Source organism: Microvirga flavescens (assembly GCF_003290125.1).
Taxonomy (GTDB): domain Bacteria; phylum Pseudomonadota; class Alphaproteobacteria; order Rhizobiales; family Beijerinckiaceae; genus Microvirga; species Microvirga flavescens.
Map to the genome: position 1 here is coordinate 1,021,256 of NZ_QMKH01000001.1, position 22,004 is coordinate 1,043,259.

At 63.9% G+C, this 22,004-nt stretch carries 25 protein-coding genes and 1 tRNA gene; 12 read left to right on the plus strand and 14 right to left on the minus strand.

Going from position 1 to position 22,004, the window contains the following annotated elements; all coding sequences use genetic code 11:
* Positions 1 to 6 precede the first annotated feature (6 nt).
* The 7 genes from DQW91_RS04575 to DQW91_RS04605 all read left to right on the plus strand — a co-directional run bounded on the left by DQW91_RS04575 (position 7) and on the right by DQW91_RS04605 (position 6,359).
* Positions 7 to 1,248, plus strand: a complete 1,242-nt coding sequence (locus tag DQW91_RS04575; protein WP_425373373.1) for a glutamate-5-semialdehyde dehydrogenase — start codon at positions 7 to 9, stop codon at positions 1,246 to 1,248.
* Positions 1,245 to 1,907 carry a nicotinate-nucleotide adenylyltransferase gene (locus DQW91_RS04580; RefSeq protein ID WP_112662322.1) on the plus strand — a complete coding sequence of 221 codons (663 nt, stop codon included), beginning with the start codon at positions 1,245 to 1,247 and terminating at the stop codon, positions 1,905 to 1,907. Before DQW91_RS04575 ends, DQW91_RS04580 begins: the two co-directional genes overlap by 4 nt.
* Before the next feature lie 35 nt (positions 1,908 to 1,942).
* Entirely contained in the window at positions 1,943 to 2,374 is a 432-nt protein-coding gene (rsfS, locus tag DQW91_RS04585; RefSeq protein WP_425373374.1) for a ribosome silencing factor, read from the plus strand.
* A gap of 18 nt (positions 2,375 to 2,392) precedes the next feature.
* Positions 2,393 to 2,887 (plus strand): 23S rRNA (pseudouridine(1915)-N(3))-methyltransferase RlmH, encoded by a 495-nt coding sequence (gene rlmH, locus DQW91_RS04590; RefSeq protein WP_112662324.1) that lies wholly within the window; start codon positions 2,393 to 2,395, stop codon positions 2,885 to 2,887.
* A 3-nt stretch (positions 2,888 to 2,890) separates the two neighbouring features.
* Complete coding sequence (locus tag DQW91_RS04595) at positions 2,891 to 4,240, plus strand: murein hydrolase activator EnvC family protein (RefSeq protein WP_112662325.1); 1,350 nt, start codon at positions 2,891 to 2,893, stop codon at positions 4,238 to 4,240.
* Entirely contained in the window at positions 4,240 to 5,586 is a 1,347-nt protein-coding gene (locus DQW91_RS04600) for a S41 family peptidase (RefSeq protein WP_112662326.1), read from the plus strand. The genes DQW91_RS04595 and DQW91_RS04600 overlap by 1 nt, the downstream gene beginning before the upstream one ends.
* Before the next feature lie 236 nt (positions 5,587 to 5,822).
* Positions 5,823 to 6,359: an RNA pyrophosphohydrolase gene (locus tag DQW91_RS04605; protein WP_112662327.1), complete on the plus strand. Its 537-nt coding sequence runs from the start codon at positions 5,823 to 5,825 to the stop codon at positions 6,357 to 6,359.
* Positions 6,360 to 6,362: 3 nt separating this feature from the next.
* On the opposite strand, the gene DQW91_RS04610 is transcribed toward DQW91_RS04605, so the two are convergent.
* Both DQW91_RS04610 and DQW91_RS04615 read right to left on the minus strand, forming a co-directional pair.
* Positions 6,363 to 6,656, minus strand: a complete 294-nt coding sequence (locus tag DQW91_RS04610; RefSeq protein ID WP_112662328.1) for a helix-turn-helix domain-containing protein — start codon at positions 6,654 to 6,656, stop codon at positions 6,363 to 6,365.
* A gap of 55 nt (positions 6,657 to 6,711) precedes the next feature.
* Positions 6,712 to 7,353, minus strand: coding sequence for a hypothetical protein (locus tag DQW91_RS04615; RefSeq protein WP_157961341.1), 642 nt, complete (start codon positions 7,351 to 7,353; stop codon positions 6,712 to 6,714).
* Between the two features lie 75 nt (positions 7,354 to 7,428).
* Between DQW91_RS04615 and DQW91_RS04620 the strand changes: the two genes are divergently transcribed.
* Positions 7,429 to 8,256, plus strand: coding sequence for a nickel-binding protein (locus DQW91_RS04620; protein ID WP_112662330.1), 828 nt, complete (start codon positions 7,429 to 7,431; stop codon positions 8,254 to 8,256).
* Positions 8,257 to 8,306: 50 nt separating this feature from the next.
* On the opposite strand, the gene DQW91_RS04625 is transcribed toward DQW91_RS04620, so the two are convergent.
* Positions 8,307 to 8,391 (minus strand) — tRNA-Leu (locus DQW91_RS04625).
* Positions 8,392 to 8,526: 135 nt separating this feature from the next.
* Between DQW91_RS04625 and DQW91_RS04630 the strand changes: the two genes are divergently transcribed.
* On the plus strand, positions 8,527 to 9,108 hold the full coding sequence (locus DQW91_RS04630; protein WP_112662331.1) for a YqaA family protein: 582 nt from the start codon (positions 8,527 to 8,529) through the stop codon (positions 9,106 to 9,108).
* A 125-nt stretch (positions 9,109 to 9,233) separates the two neighbouring features.
* Complete coding sequence (locus tag DQW91_RS04635) at positions 9,234 to 9,719, plus strand: disulfide bond formation protein B (protein WP_112662332.1); 486 nt, start codon at positions 9,234 to 9,236, stop codon at positions 9,717 to 9,719.
* Between the two features lie 43 nt (positions 9,720 to 9,762).
* On the opposite strand, the gene DQW91_RS04640 is transcribed toward DQW91_RS04635, so the two are convergent.
* Positions 9,763 to 10,332, minus strand: a complete 570-nt coding sequence (locus DQW91_RS04640; protein WP_112662333.1) for an HNH endonuclease — start codon at positions 10,330 to 10,332, stop codon at positions 9,763 to 9,765.
* Positions 10,333 to 10,534: 202 nt separating this feature from the next.
* On the opposite strand from DQW91_RS04640, the gene DQW91_RS04645 reads away from it, so the two are divergent.
* Positions 10,535 to 11,032, plus strand: coding sequence for a DedA family protein (locus DQW91_RS04645; RefSeq protein ID WP_112662472.1), 498 nt, complete (start codon positions 10,535 to 10,537; stop codon positions 11,030 to 11,032).
* Positions 11,033 to 11,038: 6 nt separating this feature from the next.
* Here the strand turns inward: DQW91_RS04645 and DQW91_RS04650 are convergent, their stop codons facing one another.
* Complete coding sequence (locus tag DQW91_RS04650; protein WP_112662334.1) at positions 11,039 to 12,025, minus strand: c-type cytochrome; 987 nt, start codon at positions 12,023 to 12,025, stop codon at positions 11,039 to 11,041.
* Positions 12,026 to 12,123: 98 nt separating this feature from the next.
* Positions 12,124 to 13,161, minus strand: a complete 1,038-nt coding sequence (locus tag DQW91_RS04655) for a TerC family protein (protein ID WP_245410891.1) — start codon at positions 13,159 to 13,161, stop codon at positions 12,124 to 12,126.
* Between the two features lie 77 nt (positions 13,162 to 13,238).
* On the opposite strand from DQW91_RS04655, the gene DQW91_RS04660 reads away from it, so the two are divergent.
* A complete protein-coding gene (locus tag DQW91_RS04660) occupies positions 13,239 to 14,075 on the plus strand; it encodes a universal stress protein (protein ID WP_112662335.1) in 837 nt (278 codons plus the stop codon).
* A gap of 23 nt (positions 14,076 to 14,098) precedes the next feature.
* Here the strand turns inward: DQW91_RS04660 and DQW91_RS04665 are convergent, their stop codons facing one another.
* From DQW91_RS04665 to DQW91_RS04700, 8 genes are all read right to left on the minus strand, one after another.
* Positions 14,099 to 14,980 (minus strand): 3-hydroxybutyryl-CoA dehydrogenase, encoded by an 882-nt coding sequence (locus DQW91_RS04665; protein WP_112662336.1) that lies wholly within the window; start codon positions 14,978 to 14,980, stop codon positions 14,099 to 14,101.
* 84 nt (positions 14,981 to 15,064) lie between these two features.
* Complete coding sequence (locus DQW91_RS04670) at positions 15,065 to 16,009, minus strand: electron transfer flavoprotein subunit alpha/FixB family protein (RefSeq protein ID WP_112662337.1); 945 nt, start codon at positions 16,007 to 16,009, stop codon at positions 15,065 to 15,067.
* 15 nt (positions 16,010 to 16,024) lie between these two features.
* Complete coding sequence (locus tag DQW91_RS04675; protein WP_112662338.1) at positions 16,025 to 16,774, minus strand: electron transfer flavoprotein subunit beta/FixA family protein; 750 nt, start codon at positions 16,772 to 16,774, stop codon at positions 16,025 to 16,027.
* Positions 16,775 to 16,909: 135 nt separating this feature from the next.
* A complete protein-coding gene (locus DQW91_RS04680; RefSeq protein ID WP_112662339.1) occupies positions 16,910 to 17,617 on the minus strand; it encodes a rhomboid family intramembrane serine protease in 708 nt (235 codons plus the stop codon).
* Positions 17,618 to 17,625: 8 nt separating this feature from the next.
* Positions 17,626 to 18,201 carry a cob(I)yrinic acid a,c-diamide adenosyltransferase gene (locus DQW91_RS04685; protein ID WP_112662340.1) on the minus strand — a complete coding sequence of 192 codons (576 nt, stop codon included), beginning with the start codon at positions 18,199 to 18,201 and terminating at the stop codon, positions 17,626 to 17,628.
* A gap of 109 nt (positions 18,202 to 18,310) precedes the next feature.
* The gene (locus DQW91_RS04690) at positions 18,311 to 18,922 is read right to left on the minus strand and encodes an acyloxyacyl hydrolase (protein ID WP_112662341.1); all 612 of its coding nucleotides are present in this window, start codon (positions 18,920 to 18,922) and stop codon (positions 18,311 to 18,313) included.
* A 122-nt stretch (positions 18,923 to 19,044) separates the two neighbouring features.
* The gene (locus tag DQW91_RS04695) at positions 19,045 to 19,236 is read right to left on the minus strand and encodes a twin transmembrane helix small protein (protein WP_112662342.1); all 192 of its coding nucleotides are present in this window, start codon (positions 19,234 to 19,236) and stop codon (positions 19,045 to 19,047) included.
* A gap of 77 nt (positions 19,237 to 19,313) precedes the next feature.
* Entirely contained in the window at positions 19,314 to 21,821 is a 2,508-nt protein-coding gene (locus DQW91_RS04700) for a TIGR02302 family protein (protein ID WP_112662343.1), read from the minus strand.
* Positions 21,822 to 22,004 lie beyond the last annotated feature (183 nt).

Consider the following 22,004-nt stretch of genomic DNA (forward strand, 5'->3'; position numbering starts at 1 on the left):
GCCCTGATGCAGGAGCTTGGCCGCTGCGCGAGAACAGCCTCGCAGCGCATCGCCTTGGCCTCGCCGGAGCAGAAGAACGCGGCCCTGCGCGCCATGGCGGCGCAGATCCGCAACCGGGCCGGTGCGATTCTCGCCGCCAATGCCGAGGACCTTTCCGCTGCGCGGGCCAAAGGGCAGGTGGCCTCTTTCATCGACCGCCTGACGCTCAACCCGCAGCGGCTGGAGGACATCGCCAAAGCCATCGAGAGTATCGCCGACTTGTCCGATCCCGTCGGGCGGGTGCTGGCGCGGTTCGAGCGCCCGAACGGCCTTGTCATCGAGCGCGTGGCGACGCCGCTTGGCGTCATCGGCGTGATTTTCGAAAGCCGCCCGAACGTGACGGCGGATGCCGGCGCGCTCTGCCTCAAGGCGGGCAATGCCGCGATCCTGCGAGCGGGTTCGGAGAGCTTCCGCACCTCGCTCGCCATTGCCGAGGCGATGAGCGCGGGGCTCGAGGAAGCTGGGCTTCCCGCCGACGCCATTCGCCTCGTGCCGACGCGCGACCGCACGGCGGTGGGCGCCATGTTGTCCGGCCTCGACGGCACTCTCGATGTCATCGTGCCGCGCGGTGGCAAGAATCTTGTGGCGCGGGTGCAGGAAGAGGCGCGCGTGCCGGTCTTCGCGCATCTGGAAGGCCTCAACCATGTCTATGTGCATGCGAAGGCCGATCTCGACATGGCGAAGCAAATCGTGCTGAACGCCAAGATGCGCCGCACGGGCGTCTGCGGTTCAGCCGAAACGCTCCTCGTCGACAAGGCTTGCGCCGCAACGCATTTGAAGCCTCTGGTGACGATGCTGCTCGATGCCGGTTGTGCCGTGCGCGGCGATGCGGCGACGCTTGCCGCCGATCCGCGCGTCACGCCCGCGACGGAGGAGGATTGGCGCACGGAATATCTCGACGCCATCATCTCGGCCCGCGTGGTCGATGGGCTTGAGGGCGCGCTGTCCCACATCGCGGCCTACGGCTCCCATCACACTGATTCCATCGTGACGGACGATGCCGAGGCCGCAGAGAGATTTCTCAATGAGGTCGACTCGGCCATCGTGCTGCACAATGCCTCGACGCAGTTCGCCGATGGCGGCGAGTTCGGCTTCGGCGCGGAGATCGGCATCGCGACGGGCCGCATGCACGCGCGCGGGCCGGTCGGCGTGGAGCAGCTGACCTCGTTCAAATATCGCGTGCGCGGCGCGGGGCAGACACGCCCTTGAGCCATTCCACCTCGCGGTTCCGCCTCCAGCCTTCCGGGCTCGCGCGCCTGCCGCGGGCGGCTCCAGGCATGCGCATCGGGCTTTATGGCGGTTCGTTCAACCCGCCTCATGCGGGACATCGTCTCGTCAGCCTCATGGCGTTGAAGCGCCTTGGGCTCGACCGGGTGTGGTGGATCGTCACCCCCGGCAATCCGCTCAAAGACACGGGCGAACTCGCGACCACCGCCATGCGCGTTGCCGCCGCCGAGGATCTTGCCCGTCATCCGCGCATCGACGTGACCGCCTTCGAGGAGGAAATCGGCTCCCGCTACACCGTCGACACGCTGTCCTATCTCAGGCGGCGCTGTCCGGGTGTCGATTTCGTGTGGATCATGGGGGCGGACAACCTGGCGAGTTTCCACCGCTGGCGCGGCTGGGAAGGTATTTCCAGCCTTATGCCCCTCGCGGTCATCGACCGGCCCGGCTGGACCCTGAGGGCCATCGGCTCGCGCGCCGCCGTGGCGCTTGCCCCTTATCGCCTCGCGGAAAGCGAGGCGCGAGCCTTAGCCGGCTTGCCCGCGCCCGCTTGGACCTACCTTCACGGGCCGCGCTCATTCCTCTCCTCCACGGAGCTTCGCCGGGCCGGGGTGAAATTGCCACCAACGCAGACGTTGAAATGAGGGGCCTTTCCGCATTATCTTACCGACACGGCACATTGGTGGTTGCCGATGGAAAGGGCTTGAATCTGAACCGTCCAATTCCGCGTGAGGCGGATCTTAATCCGCTTCCCCCTCCCTCCGGAGCGGTGGCTCCGAAGGAAGAGGATATCCGGGCAGCCATCCTGGCTTCGCTCGAGGATATGAAAGCCGAGAACACGGTCGAGATCGACCTGGCCGGCAAAACCTCGCTCGCCGACACCATGATCGTCACGTCGGGCCGCTCCAACCGCCATGTTGGCGCCATCGCCGATCGCATTCTGCAGGACCTCAAGGACAAGGGGTTCGGTAATGCGCGCGTCGAGGGCATGCCGGCGTGCGACTGGGTCCTGATCGATGCCGGCGACGTTCTCGTTCACATCTTCCGTCCCGAGGTGCGTGGTTTCTACAACCTCGAGAAGATGTGGAGCGCCGACCGCCCGCAGGCCTGATCTTCGGGAGGTTTAGCGTTGCGTTTGAGTCTTCTGGCCGTGGGCCGCCTGAAGAGTGGCCCCGAGCGGGAACTCGTCGAACGCTATCGGCAGCGGATCGAAGGCATGGGCAAGGCTCAAGGCCTTGCTGTATTCGATCTGATCGAATTGCCCGAGAGTCGCGCGCGGCGGGATGACGACCGGCGCGCGGAGGAAGCGGCCGCACTTCTCGACAAGGCCGGAGGGGCCGTCCTCATCGTCTTCGACGAGCGCGGCAAGAGCCCGACGAGCGAAGCTTTCGCCGAAAAGGTCCGGCATTGGCGGGACGAAGGGCGCAGCGGCATCGCCTGCATCATCGGCGGGCCGGACGGGCTCGATCCGAAGGTGCGCCAGAGGGCTGATCTCGTGGTCTCCTTCGGAGCGCTGACCTTGCCGCACCAGATCGTGCGGGCGCTTGTCGCCGAGCAGCTCTACAGAGCCCTGACAATCCTTGCCGGACACCCTTATCATCGCGTCGGACACGACGATTCCTGACGGATGGCCCGCTTGGCTCGCATCTCCAAGGTTTGCACCTTCGCCGTCCTTCTGACGGCCTCAGCGATTGGCTTTGCCGTCGCGCAGCAAACCGTTGCGCCGCCGGACGATCCGGCCCGCAAGGCCATGGAGGCGGCGGAGGAGAAGGCCCGGCGCGAGCAGGACCTGAAGACCCTCGAAGCGGCGATGACGGCCAATGCCGAGGCGCGCAAGCGCCTCGAGGCCGAGGTCGCCGAAATCAGAACCGACCGCGCCAAGCTCAACGCCGCACTCATCGACACGGCGAGCCGGGTCCGTTCCACCGAGGATCGGATCGCGGCCCTGGAGCGGCGGCTTCAGACGCTGAATTCCAGCGAAGCCGCGATCCGCCGGTCGCTGGAGAGCCGGCGCGGCATCATTGTCGAGGTTTTCGCGGCCCTTCAACGCATGGGCCGCCGCCCGCCGCCCGCCGTGCTGGTGCAGCCGGAGGACATGCTGGAGGCGGTACGCGCGTCGATCCTGCTCGGCGCGGTCCTGCCCGAGCTTCGCGCCGAGGCGGAGGCCCTTGCGGGCGATCTCGCGGAGCTGGTGCGGCTGAAGGAGGCCATCGCCACCGACAGGACGGCGCTGGAAGGCGAGTTGCAGGCGCTGACCGGCGAGCAGCAGCGCCTGGCCGCGCTTGTCGATGCGCGCCAGGGCCGCATCGGCGAGGTCGAGCGCAACATCGGCTCCGAGCGCGACAAGGCGGCCGAGCTTGCGCGGCAGGCCGGCACTCTCAAAGAATTGATCGACCGCATGGAGCGCGAAATCGCAGGCGCGCAGCGCGCCGCGGATGAGGCGCGCAAGGCCGCCGAGGCGCAGGCGCGCGAGACCCGCGAAAGATTCGCGCAGGCCGCCTTCCGCGATCCCGCGCGCCTTGTGCCAAAGGTTCCTTTTGCGGAGGCGAAAGGACAACTCTTGAGGCCTGTGGGCGGCGATGTTTCCAAGGAATTCGGCGCTTCCGACGGCTATGGCGGAACGACGCGCGGCATTTCGATCTCAACCCGCCCTAAAGCTGCCGTAGTTTCACCGGCGGATGGGTGGGTGGCCTTCGCGGGCCCGTTCAGGTCCTACGGACGACTCTTGATAATCAATGGCGGCGGGGGATATTATATGCTTCTGGCCGGCATGGATCAGATCAATGTCGAGGTCGGTCAATTCGTCCTCGCCGGAGAGCCTGTCGCAATCATGGGTCAGACTTCACTCGTTTCTCCGGCGGCGGGCGCTATCGAATCCAACGATCCGGTTCTCTATGTAGAGTTCAGGAAAGATGGAGGGTCGATCGATCCCGGTCCGTGGTGGGCGAAATCGCAAAGCGAAAAGGTTCGCGGGTAATGCGCAAACTGTCTCTTCTTCTCATCGGTGCCGCCTTCGGTGCTGGCAGCGCGACGCTGGTGTCGCAGGCCGATCTTCTGTCGAGCACGAGCGCGATTGCCGCCTCCGCCGATACCTATCGGCAACTCAGCCTGTTCGGCGACGTCTTCGAGAAGATCCGCACCGACTATGTCGAGAAGCCGGATGAGCCCAAGCTCGTCGAATCCGCCATCAACGGCATGCTCACCTCGCTCGATCCGCATTCCAGCTACATGGACGCCAAGAGCTTCCGTGACATGCAGGTACAGACGCGCGGCGAGTTCGGCGGCCTTGGCATCGAAGTCACGATGGAGGACGGTCTCGTGAAGGTCGTCACCCCTATCGACGACACGCCAGCCTCCCGTGCCGGAATCATGGCGAATGACGTCATCGTCCAGATCAACGGCGAGAACGTCCAGGGGCTCGATCTCAACCAGGCTGTCGACAAGATGCGCGGCCCGGTGAACTCCTCCGTGACGATCAAGATCCAGCGCAAGGGCCAGAAGGACCCGATCGAGGTCAAGCTGACCCGCGAGACCATCAAGGTCCGTGCCGTGCGCGCCCGCCAGGAGGGCGACATCGGCGTCCTGCGCGTCACCCAGTTCAACGAGCAGACCTACGAGGGCCTGCGCGCCGGCATCGAGAAGCTGACGACCGATATCGGCGCCGACAAGCTGAAGGGCTTCGTGGTCGATCTTCGCAACAATCCGGGCGGCCTGCTCGACCAAGCCATCCTGGTGTCCGATGCGTTCCTGGAGCGTGGCGAGATCGTCTCGACCCGCAGCCGTAACCCGGAAGACACGCAGCGCTTCAACGCCAAGGGTGGCGATCTGACGAAGGGCAAGCCCCTCGTCGTCCTCATCAACGGCGGCTCCGCCTCGGCGTCCGAGATCGTGGCCGGCGCGTTGCAGGATCAGAAGCGCGCTACCGTCATGGGCACGCGCTCCTTCGGCAAGGGCTCGGTGCAGACCATCATCCCGCTCGCCGGCAACGGCGCGGTGCGCCTGACGACGGCGCGCTACTACACGCCGTCCGGCCGCTCCATCCAGGCCAAGGGCATCGATCCCGATGTCGAGGTGCTGCAGGAGATTCCGGACGAATTGAAGGGCAAGGACGAAACCAAGGGTGAGGCGGGCCTGCGCGGCCACCTGACCAACGGCGCCGCCAACGAAGAGCGCGGCGGTTCCTCGGCCTATGTCCCGCCGGATGTGACCAAGGACAAACAGCTCATCGCGGCCTACGAGTTCCTGCGCGGTGAGCGCAAGGGCGCGGCCAACACCACGGGCGGCAATGCTGCTGCTCCGGCGACACCCAGCACCGCCAACTGACGGCTCCGGGCGGCTTTTCGCCCGACCGTAAGACAAAGCTTTGAACGGCCCGCGTTCCCGGAACGGAGCGCGGGCCGTTCTGCATGAAAGCGCCCATCGCGAAGCTTGTGTCAGGCGCAGTAACGCGGCAGTGTCGCAGCGTCACCTTTGCACTTGCCCGCAGGGCAGGGGCATTGAGAATCACGGAATAAAGGGATGTATTCCCTTGGCTGCATGTCATGAGAGGTTCTGAGCCGATGCCGAACACCAAAGGATCGCGGAAATTGTCGGATTTGCCTTACCGCGCCTGCGTCGGTGTCATGCTGCTCAACAAGGACGGCCTCGTTTTCGTTGGACGCCGCCGCTCCGAGGGTGGACCGGAACACGTGGCGGACGGCTACGCCTGGCAGATGCCGCAAGGAGGCATCGACCCGGGTGAGAACCCCTATGACGCGGCCGTGCGCGAACTCTACGAGGAAACCAGCGTTCGCTCGGTCAGCCTCATCGCGGAAGCGCCGGATTGGTATTCCTACGACCTACCCTCGATGGTCGCCGGCCGCGCCTGGCGCGGGCGCTATCGCGGCCAGATGCAGCGTTGGTTCGCCTTCCGCTTCGAGGGCAATGAAAGCGAAATCAACATCCACCAGCCGGGCGGTGGCCACCACAAGCCAGAATTCGATGAATGGCGGTGGGAAGAGATGGCGCGCCTGCCGGAGCTGATCATTCCGTTCAAGCGGCAGGTCTATGAGAATGTGGTCTCCGCTTTCGGCGATCTCGCCACGAAGGTGGATTGAGCTTCAATCGTCGTTCTCGCTCGAAAGCTCCTCGGGCCGCAGCCCTTCATCGAGCGCGCCATCCCGCAAGCGAACGCCGACCCCGCCGAGATCGGAAATCGCACCGTCGTCGATGAAGACAATTCCCGCCGCCGTCAGCGCTGCCGCAAGCGCGCGCTCGCCAGCATGGGGGATGGCCTCGCCGTCCTCGAAAGCGGCTAGTGTGTCGAGCGTAACGCGAGCAAAACGCGCCAGATCGTCCTGAGACCAGTTCAACAACGCGCGCGCGGCGCGGCATTGTGCGGAAACGAGAGCCATGCCGGTGAGATATGGCGCGGTGGAAGCTTTGCCAGAGGGAGCGCGAGGTGGATTGTCAGTGCTCCTCAGCCTGTCTTCCAATCGCTGCGCGGGCTTCCGTCAGGCAGCCGATCATCAGTTCGATGATGCCTGGCGAGAAAGTGATCTTGGGGATCATGAATATCGCCGATTGGAAAAGCAGTGCGAGACGAACGCGCCCGAAATAGTCCCGCTCGATCTGCACGTAAAACTTCCCGTTTCGAAAACCCGTCGGGCATTCAGCGTTGAAGAGAACATCCGGAAAGAAGAGATAGGCGAGCCTGATGAGAAGAGCCTTTCCTCGATCCATCAATGTTGGGTCTTTCCAGGTCGCTGCAGGATGAGGTGTGCGCGGTGCTTTCTCCGCAACTTCTGCGGCCTCATGGAGCAGCAAGATCAACTGTTCAGCATCCTTGTCGGACAGGCCAAGCCTTTGCGTCGTTCCACTGTAGAAGGACAGCATGATGACAAGATCGCCCAGGAGCAGCTTCTGCGTCTCGATGTGGAAGCTGCCAAAACCAGCCAGCCGCGGCGAAATGTGTGGGATCGCTTGCGAGTAACGCAGGTTCAGCGGGAGGGCATCCAGAACACTCATTGCATAATAATGTATCACGATTGATGCGTGGTGGGAATTGAACCCTGCATCAGCGCCTTTCCGGCACGATTTTCTCCGCCGCACGTTAAGAAAGGCAGGAAGTCTCCGTGAGCACTGGGGAAGCGAGGTGTCTGATCGCGCCCATGAATGGAGAGTACGATGCCTCTCTTTTTAGATCGACATGACATGAAGGGCACGAGCGCGACCGAAGTCGCGGAGGCTCATCTGAAAGACTTGTCCATCCAGGATGGCTATGGGGTGAAGTTCCTGACCTACTGGTTCGACGAAGAGCGAGGAACGGCGTTCTGCCTCATCGATGCGCCCGATCAGGAAACGGCGCAGCGAGTCCACCACGATGCGCATGGGCATGTCGCCGGTGAAGTCATTCAAGTTGCGCTGTCGGCGGTCGAAGCGTTTTTGGGCCGCATCAGCGATCCGCAATCCTCCCACCCGTCCGAGACTGTCATGCCTGAGCCAGGGCATCGGTCGATCATGTTCACCGATATCGTTGAATCGACGGAGATGACGGCCCGGCTCGGCGATGTGGCGTCAACTGAACTCGTGCGGGCGCACGATGCCCTGATCCGCCGGGCGCTTGCGCGGCATGACGGGCGTGAGGTCAAGCATCTCGGCGACGGCATCATGGCCTCGTTTGAATCGACCGTGGCAGCAGTGGAATGCGCCAAAGCGATCCAGAGCTCGTTCGAGCGCTACAACCGGGCAAGCGCCGAGCCGATCCATGTCCGCATCGGATTGGATTGCGGCGAGCCGGTGGAGGACAGCCACGACCTGTTCGGCTCGACCGTCCAGTGCGCCTCGCGAATGTGCAGCGCAGCCGGCTCAGACCAAATTCTGGTGACAGCGCGAATCCGGGATGAGTGCGGGAATGGCTATGACTTCGTGGACCTGGGCTTGAAAAACCTGAAGGGCTTTCACCAGCCGGTTCAAGCGTTTGAATATGAATGGCGCGCAGATGTTTCAGGCTAACGCTCAGCGCTTTGTCGCTTGCCCTTCACCGCTTCCGAGAAGCGGGTGAATGGTGCCCCTGGCCGGGATCGAACCAGCACTCCTTGCGGAACTCGATTTTGAGTCGAGCGCGTCTACCAATTCCGCCACAGGGGCTCTGTGATCTGCCGAGTAGCATCGGGAGGAGGGCGGGTCAATGCGGGGTGGGCGAGATGGCGCTCGCCTTTGGGCGCTGCTTGTGCTCAAAGGGCGGCGGCCTACCTTTGAGCCGTTCGACACCCCTGGTCTTTCATGCTTCGACGCCTTTACGACTGGACCCTGTCCCTCTCCGCCAAGCCCTCCGCGCCCTATGCGCTGGCCGCCGTCTCCTTCGCGGAGAGCTCGTTCTTCCCCGTGCCGCCGGATGTGATGCTGGTGCCGATGATGCTGGCGCGACCCGACCGGGCCTGGTTCTACGCGGCGATCTGCACGGTGGCGTCGGTCGTCGGCGGGCTTCTCGGGTACCTCATCGGCGCGGTGCTCTATGAATCGCTCGGCACCTGGCTGTTCCAGCTCTATGGGCTGACCGAGGGGGCGGAGTCCTTCCGGCATTCCTATGCCGAGTACGGCCACTGGATCATCTTGCTCAAAGGCCTGACGCCGATCCCCTACAAGCTCGTCACCATCACGTCGGGCTTTGCCGAATACAACCTGTTCTGGTTCGTCGTGCTGTCGATCCTGACGCGGGGCGCGCGGTTCTTCGCGGTCGCCGTGCTGATGAGCCGGTTCGGCCCCTCCATCAAGGGCATCATCGACCGGCACTTCAACCTCGTGGCGGCCGGTGCCGTGATCGTGATCGTCGGTGGCTTCGTCGCGTTCCGGTATTTGTTCTAAAGCATGATCCGGCGAAGTGGACACCGGTTCGCCGAAAAGATCATGCGGTAGGCAAAAGCATGATCCGGCGAAGTGGACACCGGTTCGCCGGGGCGGGCGCTGCCGGGAAGCAAGGGAATGACGGAATGAAACGTCCAATCACGATGCGGCGGACGGCTTTGGCCATCGCTCTCGGCGCGGCGGCCACCATCGGCGGCGCGTATGTTTTTCAATACGGATTGGGCTATCAACCCTGCAAGCTCTGCCTGATGCAGCGTGATCCTTACTATCTCGGCATCCCGCTGGCGCTGGTGACCGCCTTCGTGCCGCCGCCGCTGCGGCGCGCGGGGTTGTGGCTGCTTGCCCTTGTCTTTGTCGTCAGTGCGGGGCTCGGGGCGTATCACGCCGGTGTCGAGTGGGGCCTCTTCATGGGCCCGAGCGATTGCGGCGGCGGCTCCGGGGCGGGCGCGGGCAATGTGGGGGATTTCCTCAACCAGTTGCAGAAGACCCGCGTGGTCAGCTGTACCTCGGCGGCTTGGCGTTTCCTCGGCCTCTCGCTCGCGGGGTGGAACGTTCTGATCTCGCTGGGGCTTGCGGCTCTCGCGGCTCTTGGCGCGCGGTCCAAAGCATGATGTCGTTTGCCCGGATCATGCGGCAATAAAGGAAATTGAAGGCCTACGGCTCGAGTTCGCTGTCCCAATAGAGATAATCGAGCCAGCTCTCGTGCAGGTAGTTCGGCGGGAAGAGCCTGCCGTTGGAATGCAGGTCCTGCAAGGTCGGGGCGAAGGGGCTTTGCCGGGGCCACATCTCGGCCTCGCGGGGCATGCGGTCGGCTTTTCTGAGATTGCAGGGGGCGCAGGCGGCGACCACGTTTTCCCAGGTCGTCTGCCCGCCCTTGGACCGTGGGATCACATGGTCGAAGGTCAGGTCGTTGTGATCGCCGCAATATTGGCAGCTGAAGCGGTCGCGGAGAAAGACGTTGAACCGGGTGAAGGCGGGGTTCCGGGTCGGCTTGACGTAGGTCTTGAGCGAAATCACCGAGGGCAGGCGGATCTCGAAGCTCGGACTTCGGACGATCTTGTCATACTCGGAGACGATGTTCACCCGGTCCAGAAACACCGCCTTGATCGCATCCTGCCAGGACCAGATGGACAAAGGGTAGTAGCTCAAGGGCCGGTAATCGGCATTGAGGACGAGGGCCGGACAAGCATCCGGTTTCACGACAGGCTGGACGTGTATCGTCACATCACCTCCTCAGGGGAGAAGAGTCGTATCCCGTGAGAAGAGTCTACAAGCACTGTGACGCTGTTGTGAAGCTCAATTCCTTTGTCGTCTATGCCGCACCCACAAGGCAATTGAGACCGGGGAAGTTGACGCCGTGAAAGGGCGGCGTGAATACTGGCCGCAACCCTGACAGGAAGCCGCGATGGCCCTTTTCCAGCACGGTCTGGCCTCCATCGAGCACGCCATCGCGATCTACGGCGTCGCCGCGCTGTTCATCATTCTCTATTTCGAATCCTTCGGCGCGCCGCTTCCGGGGGAAAGCGCGCTGGTGACATGCGCGTTTGTGGCCGCCAAGGGCGATCTTTCCATTGCCCATGTGTTTCTGGCGGCCTGGAGCGCGGCGGTTTTGGGGGACAGCACCGGCTACCTCATCGGCCATTTCGGGGGGCGTCCCCTGCTCGAACGATACGGACCGCGCTTAGGTTTGAGCCCTGAACGACTTGCCCGGGTCGAGGGTGAATTCGCTGAGAGGGGCTTCTTCGTCGTGCTCTTCGCACGGTTCGTCGTGCTGCTGCGGCAGCTCAACGGGCTCGTCGCCGGGGCCCTGAGAATGCCCTGGCTTCACTTCGTGACGGCGAACGCCCTCGGCGCGGCCCTGTGGGCGGGGCTATGGAGCTTTGGCCCCTACTTCTTCACGGATCTCTTCCGGCGCTTCCTCTGAGCCCCCTCAAGGCTTCTGCGCCGCCTTCAGCCGTGCGATGGCCGCGCGGATCGGCGCGAAGGGGCCATAAGTATGCTGCTCCTGGGAAAAGCCGTCCGCGTAGGGGCCGTAGGGCGTATCGACGGGCTTCTCGAGGCGGTTCGGGTAGTCCTTGTCGAGATCGGGCTTTCGCGGGCGCTCCTGCGAGACCACAAAGGCCGCGACGTCCCACGAATTCTCGACCGAGAGGCGCGGCATCTCATAGCTCGTGCCGTTCGGCATGTTGTCGTGAACGAAGTTGGCGATGGTGATGAGCCGGTTCATCCCTGCCGCGTTGTTGTAGGTGTCCGGTCCCCACAACGGCGGCGTCACATAGCCGAGATCGTTGGAGGTAAGGTTCTTGCGCACGCCTTCCCCGTTGACGCCGTGGCATTGGGCGCATTGCTGCCGGTAGACCGGCGCGCCGCGTTGCGGGTCGGCGGGCCGGTCGAGTTCGGCCATCGCGCCCACGCCATAACCGTCGAGGCGGCGCCCCGGCTTCAGACCTCTGGAGATGAAGCTGAGATAAGCCATCATCGCCTCCATCTCGGGTCCGTCGAGAGGCATAGGGCGGCCGTTCATGCTGCGCTCCATGCAGCCATTCACGCGCTCCGGCAGCGTGATGGTCCTGCCGCTCTCGGCATCGTAGCGGGGATAGAGCGCGGTGAGCCCCCAAAGCGGATTGCCGAGTTTCTTCAGGCCTTCGTCCAGATGGCAGGTGCGGCAGTTCAGGTTGTTGCCTGCATAGCGCTGGGCCGGGTCGGCGGCCTGCGGGCCGATGGTGGCATAGGTGTTGACGATGAGATCGCGCCCACGCCGAATGAGGTTGCTTTGGGGATCGTTCGGCAGGTCTTCGACTTCCGGGATGCTCCAGGAGGTGTCGATCGGAGAAGGCGCCTGCGCCAAGGAGAGAGTGGCGAAGCCCACAAGGGCGGCAGCCAAAAGGGCAGCGGGAGCCGTTGACCCGTTTCTCATCGCGCATGCTCCGAATATTACCTTACGTCATTAGCTTGAGCGGAAAATGGTCCCGCTGTCGAGGTCTCCCGTCACGCTTCAGTTTGGAGAGACCTGTTCTACGGCCTGGAAGGTCGCCGGTGTTGGTTGTCTCTGCGGGTCTTCCAGAGACTGAACCCGATCCCCGCCGCGATCAGGCCAAGAGTGACCGCGAGGGACACGCCTGGCGGGATCTTGGGGATGCCCAATAGATCGGCTGCAAAGACCTTGGCACCGATGAAGATGAGGATGCCCACGAGGGCATATTTCAGATAGCGGAACCGCTCCACCATGGCGGCGAGAGCGAAATACAGGGCGCGCAGGCCGAGCACGGCGAATATGTTCGAGGTGTAGACGATGAAGGTGTCGGTGGTGATGGCGAAGATCGCCGGCACAGAATCGATCGCAAAGATCACGTCCGAGATTTCGATGAGGACCAGGGCGAGCGCGAGCGGCGTCAGCCATAAGGCTCGCCGGCCGGTCGCGGAATTCGGCAACCACACCGCGAAGTGCTCGCCGTGGAGGCTGTCGGTGATGCGGAAACGGCGACGCATGAAACCGATGATGGGGTTTGTAGCGACGTCGTAGGCCCGCTCCACGGTGAAGATCATTTTGATCCCGGTGAAGATCAGGAACGCAGCGAAGATGTCGAGCATCCATCCGAACCGCGATACGAGCGCCGCGCCAACAGCGATCATGAGACCGCGCAGCACGATGACCGCGAGAATGCCCCAGAAGAGGACGCGATATTGTAAGGCCCCCGGAATACCGAAGAAGCGGAAGATCAGCGCCATCACGAACACATTGTCCATGGACAGCGATTTCTCGAGCAGGAAGCCTGTGAGGTATTCCTTGCCGGCCTGCGCGCCGAGCCCGATCCAGACCCAGCCGCCGAAGAGCAGACCCAGGGTGATGTAGTAACTGGAGAAGACGAGGCTCTCCCGCACCCCAATCTCGTGCGCCGGTCCCCGGCGCAGGATCAGTCGGTCGAAGGCCAGCACGCCGGCGAGGATCGCGTGAAACGTCAGCCACATCCAGAGCGGGCGGCCGAGCCAGTCCCCCGTCAGGAATTCGGGCGGCATGGGTGCCGCCACTTTCTCCGCGCGGATCGTTTCCATCGCCATTTCTTGTGGCCCCAGGCGTTGGGAATTCGCACCCACGTTCTTATATCGAGCGTGACAAGGAGCATGGCGTCATGATCGATAACCTCAAGAACGTTCTCATCGGCTTCCGGCAGGAGGGGACCCCGGCCTCACACGCACTTCGTTACGGCCTCTCCCTCGCACGGGAAGCCAAGGCTCATGCCTCGGTCTGCGCACTCTCCCCGAAAGTGGTGATCACCCATGCTTTTGTCAGCGGCGTGGCGGCGGGATTGGTCGCGGCTGAGAACAACCGCCTGCGCGAGTTGGCCGAGAACGCCGTCGATGAGGCGCGGAAGGACGCGGTGTCGGCAGGCGTGCTGTGCACGGGCGAAGTGCTTCAGGAACCGTATGCCGCCCTGACGGCCTCCTTCACGCGGCGTGCGCGGGTGCACGATCTGTCCATCGTCGACGCGGAGCTGAACAGCTGGAGCCTGGAGCGAGGACTTCTGGAGGAGACCCTGTTCAACAGCGGTCGCCCGGTCATCGTCGTTCCGGCCGGAGTTAACGAATTCAAGGCCAGGACGATTCTCATCGCCTGGGACGGCAGCGCCCGCGCCGTGCGTGCGGTGAACGATGCGCTGCCCTTCCTCAAGGCGGCGGAAAATGTGGAGATCCTGTCCGTCACAGGGGAAAAGGACCTGTCTAAATCCGTTCAGGGCAGTGACCTGGCACCGCATCTCGCCCGGCACGGGGTCAATTGTTCGGTCAAGGATCTGGCTGCGGCAGGCGGCGATGCGGGCGAGACGATCCGGAACCAGGCAAGCCTGATTCGGGCGGACATGATCGTGATGGGCGCCTTCGTCCATTCACGCGTGCGCCAGATCGTACTCGGTGGCGTGACGGAGACGATGCTGGGGGCAAGCCCGGTCCCCCTCTTCCTCACCTATTGAGGGAGTTGTCGAGCCCGTCCGCCCTATCGGGTCGGGACGGGCTTTTCGCCTCGGTAATCGTAGAAACCGCGCTTGGCCTTGCGGCCAAGCCAGCCGGCCTCGACGTATTTCACCAGAAGCGGGCAGGGGCGGTACTTCGAATCCGCCAGGCCCTCGTGCAGAACCTGCATGATCGACAGGCAGGTATCGAGGCCGATGAAGTCGGCAAGCTGGAGCGGGCCCATCGGGTGGTTCGCGCCGAGCCGCATGGCAGTGTCGATGGCCTCCACCGATCCGACGCCCTCGTAGAGGGTGTAGATAGCCTCGTTGATCATCGGCAGAAGGATGCGGTTGACGATGAAGGCCGGGAAATCCTCGGAGACTGTCGCCGTCTTGTTGAGCTTGCCGATGAACTCCTTGGCGGATTCGTAAGTGGGGTCTTCCGTCGCGATGCCGCGGATCAGCTCCACGAGTTGCATGACCGGCACCGGGTTCATGAAATGGATGCCGATGAATCGCTCGGGACGGTCCGTCGACGAGGCGAGCCGGGTGATCGAGATCGAGGACGTGTTGGTCGCCACCATCGTCTCGGGCGGCAGCGCGGGGCAAAGCGCGGTGAAGATCTTGCGCTTCACCTCCTCGTTCTCCGTGGCGGCCTCGACCACGAGGTCGCAGACCCCAAGATCTTCATAGCTCAGGGCCGGGAGGATGCGGGCGAGCGCCGCTTGCCGCTGGCTTTCCGTGATGGTCCCTTTCGAGACCTGGCGCGCCATATTGCCGTTGATGGTGGCAAGGCCCGTCTTGATCCGCTCTTCCGAGAGATCGTTCAGGCGCACATCGATGCCCGCGAGCGAGCACACATGAGCAATGCCGCTGCCCATCTGACCGGCGCCAATCACGCCAACGGTTTTAATCTCGATGGCCATCTGCCTATCGCCCCAACGATCTTCTTCTGAGTGCAATACGGGCGGGAGGCCCGCCCGGTTCATTGTTAGCTCTTATTCCTGACCTCAACGACCGGCTTTGGTCAACTCCTCCTGAAGTTCAGGCAGGATTGTGAAAAGGTCACCCACAAGGCCGTAATCGGCAATCTGGAAGATCGGGGCCTCCTCGTCCTTGTTGATGGCGACGATGACTTTGGAGTCCTTCATGCCGGCCAGGTGCTGGATGGCGCCGGAAATTCCGACTGCGATGTAGAGGGCGGGTGCGACGACCTTGCCGGTCTGGCCGACCTGCCAGTCGTTGGGCGCATAACCCGCGTCCACCGCCGCGCGCGAGGCGCCCATCGCCGCGCCGAGCTTGTCGGCAATCGGCTCGATGTACTTGGCGAAGTTTTCCGCAGAACCCAGCGAGCGCCCGCCCGAGATGATGATCTTGGCCGAGGTCAGTTCCGGGCGGTCAGACTTTGCGATCTCCTCGCCCTTGAAGCTGGAAATGCCGGGATCGGCCGCCGCGTTCACGCTCTCGATGGCGGCGGAGCCGCCCTCGGAAGCCGCCGGGAAGGCGGCGGTGCGCACGGTGATGACCTTCTTGGCATCGCCCGCCTGCACGGTCTGGATGGCGTTGCCCGCGTAGATCGGCCGCTCGAAGGTATCGGACGAGACGACCTTGGTGATGTCGGAGATCTGCATCACGTCGAGGAGAGCCGCGACGCGCGGCAGCACGTTCTTGCCCGTGGTGGTCGCCGGCGCGACGATGGCGTCATAGGGCCCGGCCAGCGACACGATCAGCGCCGCGAGCGGCTCGGCGAGCTGATGCGCGTAGGCAGCATTGTCGGCGAGAAGCACCTTCTCGACGCCGGAGAGCTTTGCGGCGGCATCCGCCGCGGCCTTGGCGTTTGCGCCCGCCACCAGCACATGCACCGGCGCGCCGAGAGCGGCGGCGGCGGACAGCGCCTTGTGGGTCGCATCCTTGAGGTGAGCGTTGTCGTGCTCGGCAATGAGAAGCGTCGTCATCGAAAGATCCTCCCCTTAAAGCACGCCGGCTTCGGTCTTGAGCTTGTTCACGAGTTCGGCCACCGAGGCGACCTTCACGCCCGCCTTGCGGCCGCCGGGCTCAGTTGTCTTCAGAACCTTCAGGCGCGGCGTCACGTCGACGCCAAGCGCCTCGGGGCTCGTCTCGTCGAGCGGCTTCTTCTTCGCCTTCATGATGTTGGGAAGCGAGGCATAGCGCGGCTCGTTGAGGCGCAGGTCCGTCGTGACGATGGCGGGAAGCTTCAGCCCCACCGTCTGCAGGCCGCCATCGACCTCGCGGGTCACGTCGATGGTGCCCTCGCCGACATTGACCTTGAACGCGAAGGTGCCCTGCGGCCAGCCGAGGAGGGCCGCCAGCATCTGGCCGGTCTGGTTCGAGTCGTCGTCGATGGCCTGCTTGCCGAGGATCACGAGATCCGGCTTCTCCTGCTCGACGAGTTTTTTAAGGATCTTGGCGACCGCCAGCGGCTCGACCGGTGCATCCGTCTTCACGAGAATGCCGCGATCCGCGCCCATCGCGAGTGCCGTGCGGATCGTCTCGCCGGCCTGCGCCGGGCCCACCGAAACGGCGACGATCTCGCTCACCTTGCCCTGTTCCTTCAGGCGGACCGCCTCTTCAACCGCGATCTCGTCGAAGGGGTTCATCGACATCTTGACGTTGGCCAGTTCAACGCCGGATCCGTCACTCTTCACGCGGATATTCACGTTGTAGTCAACGACACGCTTCACAGGCACAAGAAGCTTCATGGGATGTCCTCGTTGAAAAGACCTTATCCGGAGAGAAATCGGGACGGGTCCCACCCCTCCATTTGGATTGGCGTCTGGATGCTGGGGACCGTAGCGGGCGGCTATCGATTGTCAACGCGAAGAGCGCGATTCTTCTCAGCGTAAGGCACTGATTTTGTGAGCTTCTAAGCGTGCGAGAATAGGGTCATGACGATACCTCATGAAGGGGACCAGAAATGCTCCCGCCGCGAAGCCGCCGAGATGCGCGAACCACCCCACGCCGTCGTCGCTTCCGAAGAAAGCGGAGCCGGCCTGGAGCGCGATCCAGAAGCCGATGGCCCAGAAAGCCGGAACGTGAAGGGGAATGCCGACCCAGAACAGGGCCCAGATCCGCACGCGCGGATAGAGAATGAGATAGGCCGCGACGACGCCCGAGACGCCGCCCGAAGCGCCGATCAGCGGGCGGCTGGAATCGGGGTTCGTGTAGGCGTGGACGAGGGCCGCCGCCGTTCCACATGCGATGAAGAAGACGAGAAAGCGCACATGCCCCATCGCATCTTCTACATTGTCGCCGAAGACCCACAGGAACAGCATGTTCCCGACAAGATGAAGCAACGAGACATGCACGAAGATGCTGGTGACGGGCGTGAGCGGCACCGGCAGAAAAGGATAGCCCTCGGGCAGAAATTCATTGCCGAAGAACACGGAGGGCAGGAGCCCGAGCCCCGCCGCCATCGCATCCGCCCCAAGCGGTCCGAAGCGCGTGAAGAGATAGATGGCCACGCACGCGCCGATCGTCAGGCGGGTCGCCGCCGGGGTCTTCATGTTCTTGAGCGGAACGCCGTCATGCAGGGGCAGGAACATGGTCCGCCTCAGAGGTTCTGCCCGGGCACCCACAGAACGTCGAGCGCGCCGTTGTCGTTGATGGAACGCGACGCGACAAACAGGAAGTCGGAAAGGCGGTTGAGATATTTCACCGCTGCTGCGGAGATCTCCTCGTCAGGCCGGTCGGCGAGTTCCACCACTCGGCGCTCGGCGCGGCGGCAGACCGTGCGCGCGAGATGAAGGGTGGCGGCCGCCGCCGTGCCGCCGGGCAGCACGAAGGAGCGTAAAGGGGCCAGCTCCGCGTTCAGAAGGTCGATCTCGCGTTCCAGCCGCTCCACCTGGCCTTCGCTGATGCGCAGGGGCGTGTAGGGAAGCGGCTTGTCCGTCTCGACGGTCGCGAGGTCGCAACCGAGGTCGAACAGATCGTTCTGGATGCGCGCCAGCATCTCATCGAGGCTGTGGCCTTCGGTGTGCAGACGAACCATGCCGATGCAGGCATTCGTCTCGTCGACAGTGCCGAAGGCCTCGATGCGCAAATCGTATTTCGAGCGACGTCCGCCGGCGGCGAGCGCGGTGGTGCCGTCATCGCCGGTGCGGGTGTAGATGCGGTTGAGAACGACCATGAGCGACCGGTGAGTTACAGTTTTTCAGGAACGGCTGGATATTCGCCTGCCGCAGCCGCCGTGGCAAATTGGGCAGGATAGACGGGGCGTCAGATCGCGCTTCGAAGCGCTAGAAAGAATAACCGACCCGCGCGCCGATATTCGTCAGGCCCCTGTTGTCGGCGCAGGAGCCGCCGTTCGAGAGGTGCTCGACGGTCGCCATCAGGCTCCAGTTAGCCGCGAGCCGCACGCCGACCGAGCCGGATTCGCGGAACAGCGGCGAACAGCCGAGGGCGGACCGATCCGGCGGGGTATAGAAGTGGTTGCGGTCGCCATTATGGACCGCGCCGCCCAGGCTGCCTTCCACGAAGAAGCTGGGAGTAATGTCCACCGTCCAGGTCAGGCCGGCATAGGCGAAGTTGGTATAGCCCTGGAAATTCACGCTGCCGCCCACATGCGGGCGCGGCACGAAATAGCTCGTGAACAGATCGGAGGCCGTGAAGGGCTTGGCGAAGAGGATTTCGCCGGTCAGGTTCGCGGAGGTATTGCGACCTTCCGGTCCCCAAGGATCTTCGGCGGAAAGGCCGAAGCGCAACTCGGAAACGAAGCTCGACGTGGGGGCGATGACGGCGGTCGGCTCCGCCGGGGGCGCCTGTGTCCGCTTGGCATCTGCCGCAACGGCACCGGACGCTCCGACCAACGCAATCAAAAGGCTCAGGCCTGTGATCGTGCTGGGGCGCATCGCTTCCCTTCGGTGTTAAAGAATGAATTCATGGACCCGCTCACGTTAAGGAACGGTTATCCATAAGCGGCACCTTTAAAGAACGATGGCGGGAGCGTGTCAATATGAGGTCAGCGTGACCTTTAGGCCGCACGCCACCAGAGCACGGCCATGATGATCACGATGGCTGTGAATTGCAGGAGAATGCGCAGGCGCATGAGCTGCTGCGAGCGGTTCGGGCTGCCGCCCCGCATCATGTTGATAAGCCCCAGAAGCAGCACGATGGCGACGCTGGCGATAGCGACGGAAACGAGGATGTTCGAGAAGCTGCTCATGGCGAGATCCTTGGACGCAGGCGACAGGGCGGGCGCGCAAGGTACGCGACTCACCGTTCGAAAACTTTCGATATAGGTTAATTGCGTCGCAGCAAACGCTCGAAGTAGTTCAGCTCTTCCTGCGGCCGGTTCGGGTCGCCCAGTTTACGGCGTAATTCGTCCAGAATCCGCGCCGCGTTACCGCCGCGCCCGAGCCCCGGGATCGGCCTGCCGTCAGGAGACTCGCCCCGTTCCCGCCAGGGGCGTGCCAACGGGTCGAGATTGTCCGCCTGCCCTCCGGATCGGCGGCCAGACGGGTTGCCGTTGCCGTCCTCGCCCTGATCGCCGGCCTGGTCGTTGCCCTGATCGTTGCCCTGGCCCGGCTGCATCTGCTGCGCCATGCCCTGCATGCCGCGCCGCAGGCCTTCGAGGGCGCGGCCCTGGGCTTCCACCGCCTCGCCGTCCTGGCCCTGCCCCATCGCGCTCTCGGCGTCCCGCATTGCCTGTTCGGCATCGCCGAGGCCGTCCTCGGGTTCCATGCCAAGACCGCGCATCCGGTTCTGCAAATCCTGAAGCCTGTCGCGCAGAGCCTGCTGGCGCTGCGAGAACCCTTGCATCGGATCGCCGTCCTCGTTCTCCTGACCCTGCTGCTGGCGGTTGCGCTCTCCCTGGCGCATGCGACGGTTCTGCCCGCCCTGGAAAGTGTCGTCGCGCAATTGCTGCTGCTCGCGCGCCATGTCCTCCAGATTCCGCATGGCCTGGTTCATTTCCCGCCCGAGGGGATCGGTCATGCGGCTGTCGGGCCGCACCATCTGCAGGTTTTCGAGAATGTTGCGCAACTGGTCGAGCAGGCGCTGCGCCTCGGCCATGTCGCCGCGCCGCATGGCCTCCTGCATCTGGCGCAGCATGCGGTTGAGATCGTTCTGCGTGATGATGCGGTCTGGCACGCGCTGGTTCTGCTGCGCTTTCGGATCCTGCTGCTGCAGGCGCTGGGCGAACTCGCGCAGGAATTTATCCATCGCCTGACGCAGTTGCTGGGTCAGGCGGTTGATCTCCTCATCGGGCGCGCCGCGCTCGATGGCCTCGCGCAATTGGTCCTGCGCGGCGCGAAGGTCGCGTTCCGCTTCGCTCAAATTGCCGTCCTCGATCTGTACCGCCATCGTCCAGAGCCAGTCGGCGATGTCGATCAGTTCCGCATCGGTCCTTGCCCGTCGCAGACGTTGTGCTGCGGTGCGCAGGCCGATGAAGACGCCCCATTGCGGCGTGTAGACATCGGGTGCGATCAACAGGGTATCGAGCGCGGTCTGAACCCGCCTGCGGTCATCGGGCGCGAGAACGAGCAGGCTGCGCTGCTCCACCAGGGCCTTGGCGAGCGGATTGCTGAAGGCACGCTGCGGCAGCCTGAACTCGATGGCCTCGCTCGTCGCTTCCTGGCCGGCATCATCCTTCACGCGCAGCTTCAGCTTCACGCGCGCGCCGGCCCAGGGGTGCTCCGTCAGATCGACGACGGAGCGGGTTTCTGTGCCATCCGGCGCCGGGAGCGACAGGGTGATCTGCGGAGCCGGCACGAGCGAGCGGCCCTTTATGTCCGCCTTTTCGACAAGGCCTTCGATGGAAGAAATTCCGTAATCATCCTTGCCCTTATAGGCGAGGGTGAACGTGCCGCGGGCGTTGACCTCGGGCTGTCCCGTAAAGGCAATCTCCGGGGGGCTGTCAGGCACCGCTTCCACGATGAGGCGCATCGCATGAGAAAAGCCCGTTTTCACGGAGAGTTCGGCGCCGCCGTCAAGCGTGAAACGCTGCTCGCGCAAATCCTGACGCCTCGTCGCGGTTTCCGGCAGCGGGGTGAGACCGCGCTCGGGTTTGACGGTGGCTTCGCCGTCGCCCGCGATTCGAATGACGATGGTCGATCTCACCGGTGCGCGGAGGCGTTGCTCGCCCTGCGACAGGTCGATCATCAGCGGCGGCAGGCGCGTGTAGAGCGGCGGGTCGATCCACCCATCGACCCGGAAAGCGGTGCTGCGCGGGCTGGGCGCGCGCCAGTCGAACGCGGCTTTCAGCCTCTCACCGATCTCGGGCCCGGCGACGAAGGCGCTGGCGGCAACAGTCAAAAGGCCCGCCGCGCGCAAAGCCAGGCGATCGCGCCGGGGCATGTCGGGGCGGGGGGCGGCGACACGAAGGCGATCAAGCGCCGCCGCGGCGCGCTTGCGGTGCAATTCCCACAGAGCCGCCGTTCCGGGATCGTCCGTTCCTGTGGCAAGGTGATCGTCGAGGGCGCGCGCAGGGCCGTGCGGCAGGCCGGAATCCCGGTCGAGCCGGTCAAGCGCCTCCGCCCGCCGCGCCCGATGCAATCGGAGCAGCCGCCAGAACGAGGCGAGAAGCGCAAGTCCGAACAGCCCGACGCCGAGCATGCGAACGAGCGGCGTCACCTCAAACCACAGGCCGAGCCAGGAGACGGTGAGAAAGACGCCGATCACGGCGAGCGGCAGCCACAGGGCGGGCCAGGCTTTTTCCCACCACAGGGCCAGGCGTGCGCGCAGGACAAGGCCTTCAAGCCGCTCTTGAAGATGACCTTGCTCGGGGATCGGCCCTGGGCCTTCGGTCATGCCGTACAACTCCTGCCGCGCTGACTTTCCGCGGGGCGCGTCTCCAAAAAACAGCCCTCCGGAACCAACGCTAACACGGAAGGCCCGGATGAGGGAGCAAAGTCTGCCGATCAAATCTCTGTCAACGCGGCACTCGGGAGACATGGCTGAATGCTCCCGAAAGTTCCGTGTGCGAGCGCGAAG

Bases quoted from the DNA above. Each gene is read 5' to 3' on its own strand.
- DQW91_RS04690 (WP_112662341.1), bottom strand. From the start codon at position 18,922: ATGCGCCCCAGCACGATCACAGGCCTGAGCCTTTTGATTGCGTTGGTC.
- DQW91_RS04675 (WP_112662338.1), bottom strand. From the start codon at position 16,774: ATGAAGCTTCTTGTGCCTGTGAAGCGTGTCGTTGACTACAACGTGAAT.
- DQW91_RS04605 (WP_112662327.1), top strand. From the start codon at position 5,823: ATGCCGAACACCAAAGGATCGCGGAAATTGTCGGATTTGCCTTACCGC.
- DQW91_RS04655 (WP_245410891.1), bottom strand. From the start codon at position 13,161: ATGGAAACGATCCGCGCGGAGAAAGTGGCGGCACCCATGCCGCCCGAA.
- DQW91_RS04660 (WP_112662335.1), top strand. From the start codon at position 13,239: ATGATCGATAACCTCAAGAACGTTCTCATCGGCTTCCGGCAGGAGGGG.
- DQW91_RS04665 (WP_112662336.1), bottom strand. From the start codon at position 14,980: ATGGCCATCGAGATTAAAACCGTTGGCGTGATTGGCGCCGGTCAGATG.
- DQW91_RS04650 (WP_112662334.1), bottom strand. From the start codon at position 12,025: ATGAGAAACGGGTCAACGGCTCCCGCTGCCCTTTTGGCTGCCGCCCTT.
- DQW91_RS04600 (WP_112662326.1), top strand. From the start codon at position 4,240: ATGCGCAAACTGTCTCTTCTTCTCATCGGTGCCGCCTTCGGTGCTGGC.
- DQW91_RS04670 (WP_112662337.1), bottom strand. From the start codon at position 16,009: ATGACGACGCTTCTCATTGCCGAGCACGACAACGCTCACCTCAAGGAT.
- DQW91_RS04620 (WP_112662330.1), top strand. From the start codon at position 7,429: ATGCCTCTCTTTTTAGATCGACATGACATGAAGGGCACGAGCGCGACC.
- DQW91_RS04630 (WP_112662331.1), top strand. From the start codon at position 8,527: ATGCTTCGACGCCTTTACGACTGGACCCTGTCCCTCTCCGCCAAGCCC.
- DQW91_RS04680 (WP_112662339.1), bottom strand. From the start codon at position 17,617: ATGTTCCTGCCCCTGCATGACGGCGTTCCGCTCAAGAACATGAAGACC.
- DQW91_RS04595 (WP_112662325.1), top strand. From the start codon at position 2,891: ATGGCCCGCTTGGCTCGCATCTCCAAGGTTTGCACCTTCGCCGTCCTT.
- DQW91_RS04635 (WP_112662332.1), top strand. From the start codon at position 9,234: ATGAAACGTCCAATCACGATGCGGCGGACGGCTTTGGCCATCGCTCTC.
- DQW91_RS04610 (WP_112662328.1), bottom strand. From the start codon at position 6,656: ATGGCTCTCGTTTCCGCACAATGCCGCGCCGCGCGCGCGTTGTTGAAC.
- DQW91_RS04685 (WP_112662340.1), bottom strand. From the start codon at position 18,201: ATGGTCGTTCTCAACCGCATCTACACCCGCACCGGCGATGACGGCACC.
- DQW91_RS04695 (WP_112662342.1), bottom strand. From the start codon at position 19,236: ATGAGCAGCTTCTCGAACATCCTCGTTTCCGTCGCTATCGCCAGCGTC.
- DQW91_RS04700 (WP_112662343.1), bottom strand. From the start codon at position 21,821: ATGACCGAAGGCCCAGGGCCGATCCCCGAGCAAGGTCATCTTCAAGAG.
- DQW91_RS04575 (WP_425373373.1), top strand. From the start codon at position 7: ATGCAGGAGCTTGGCCGCTGCGCGAGAACAGCCTCGCAGCGCATCGCC.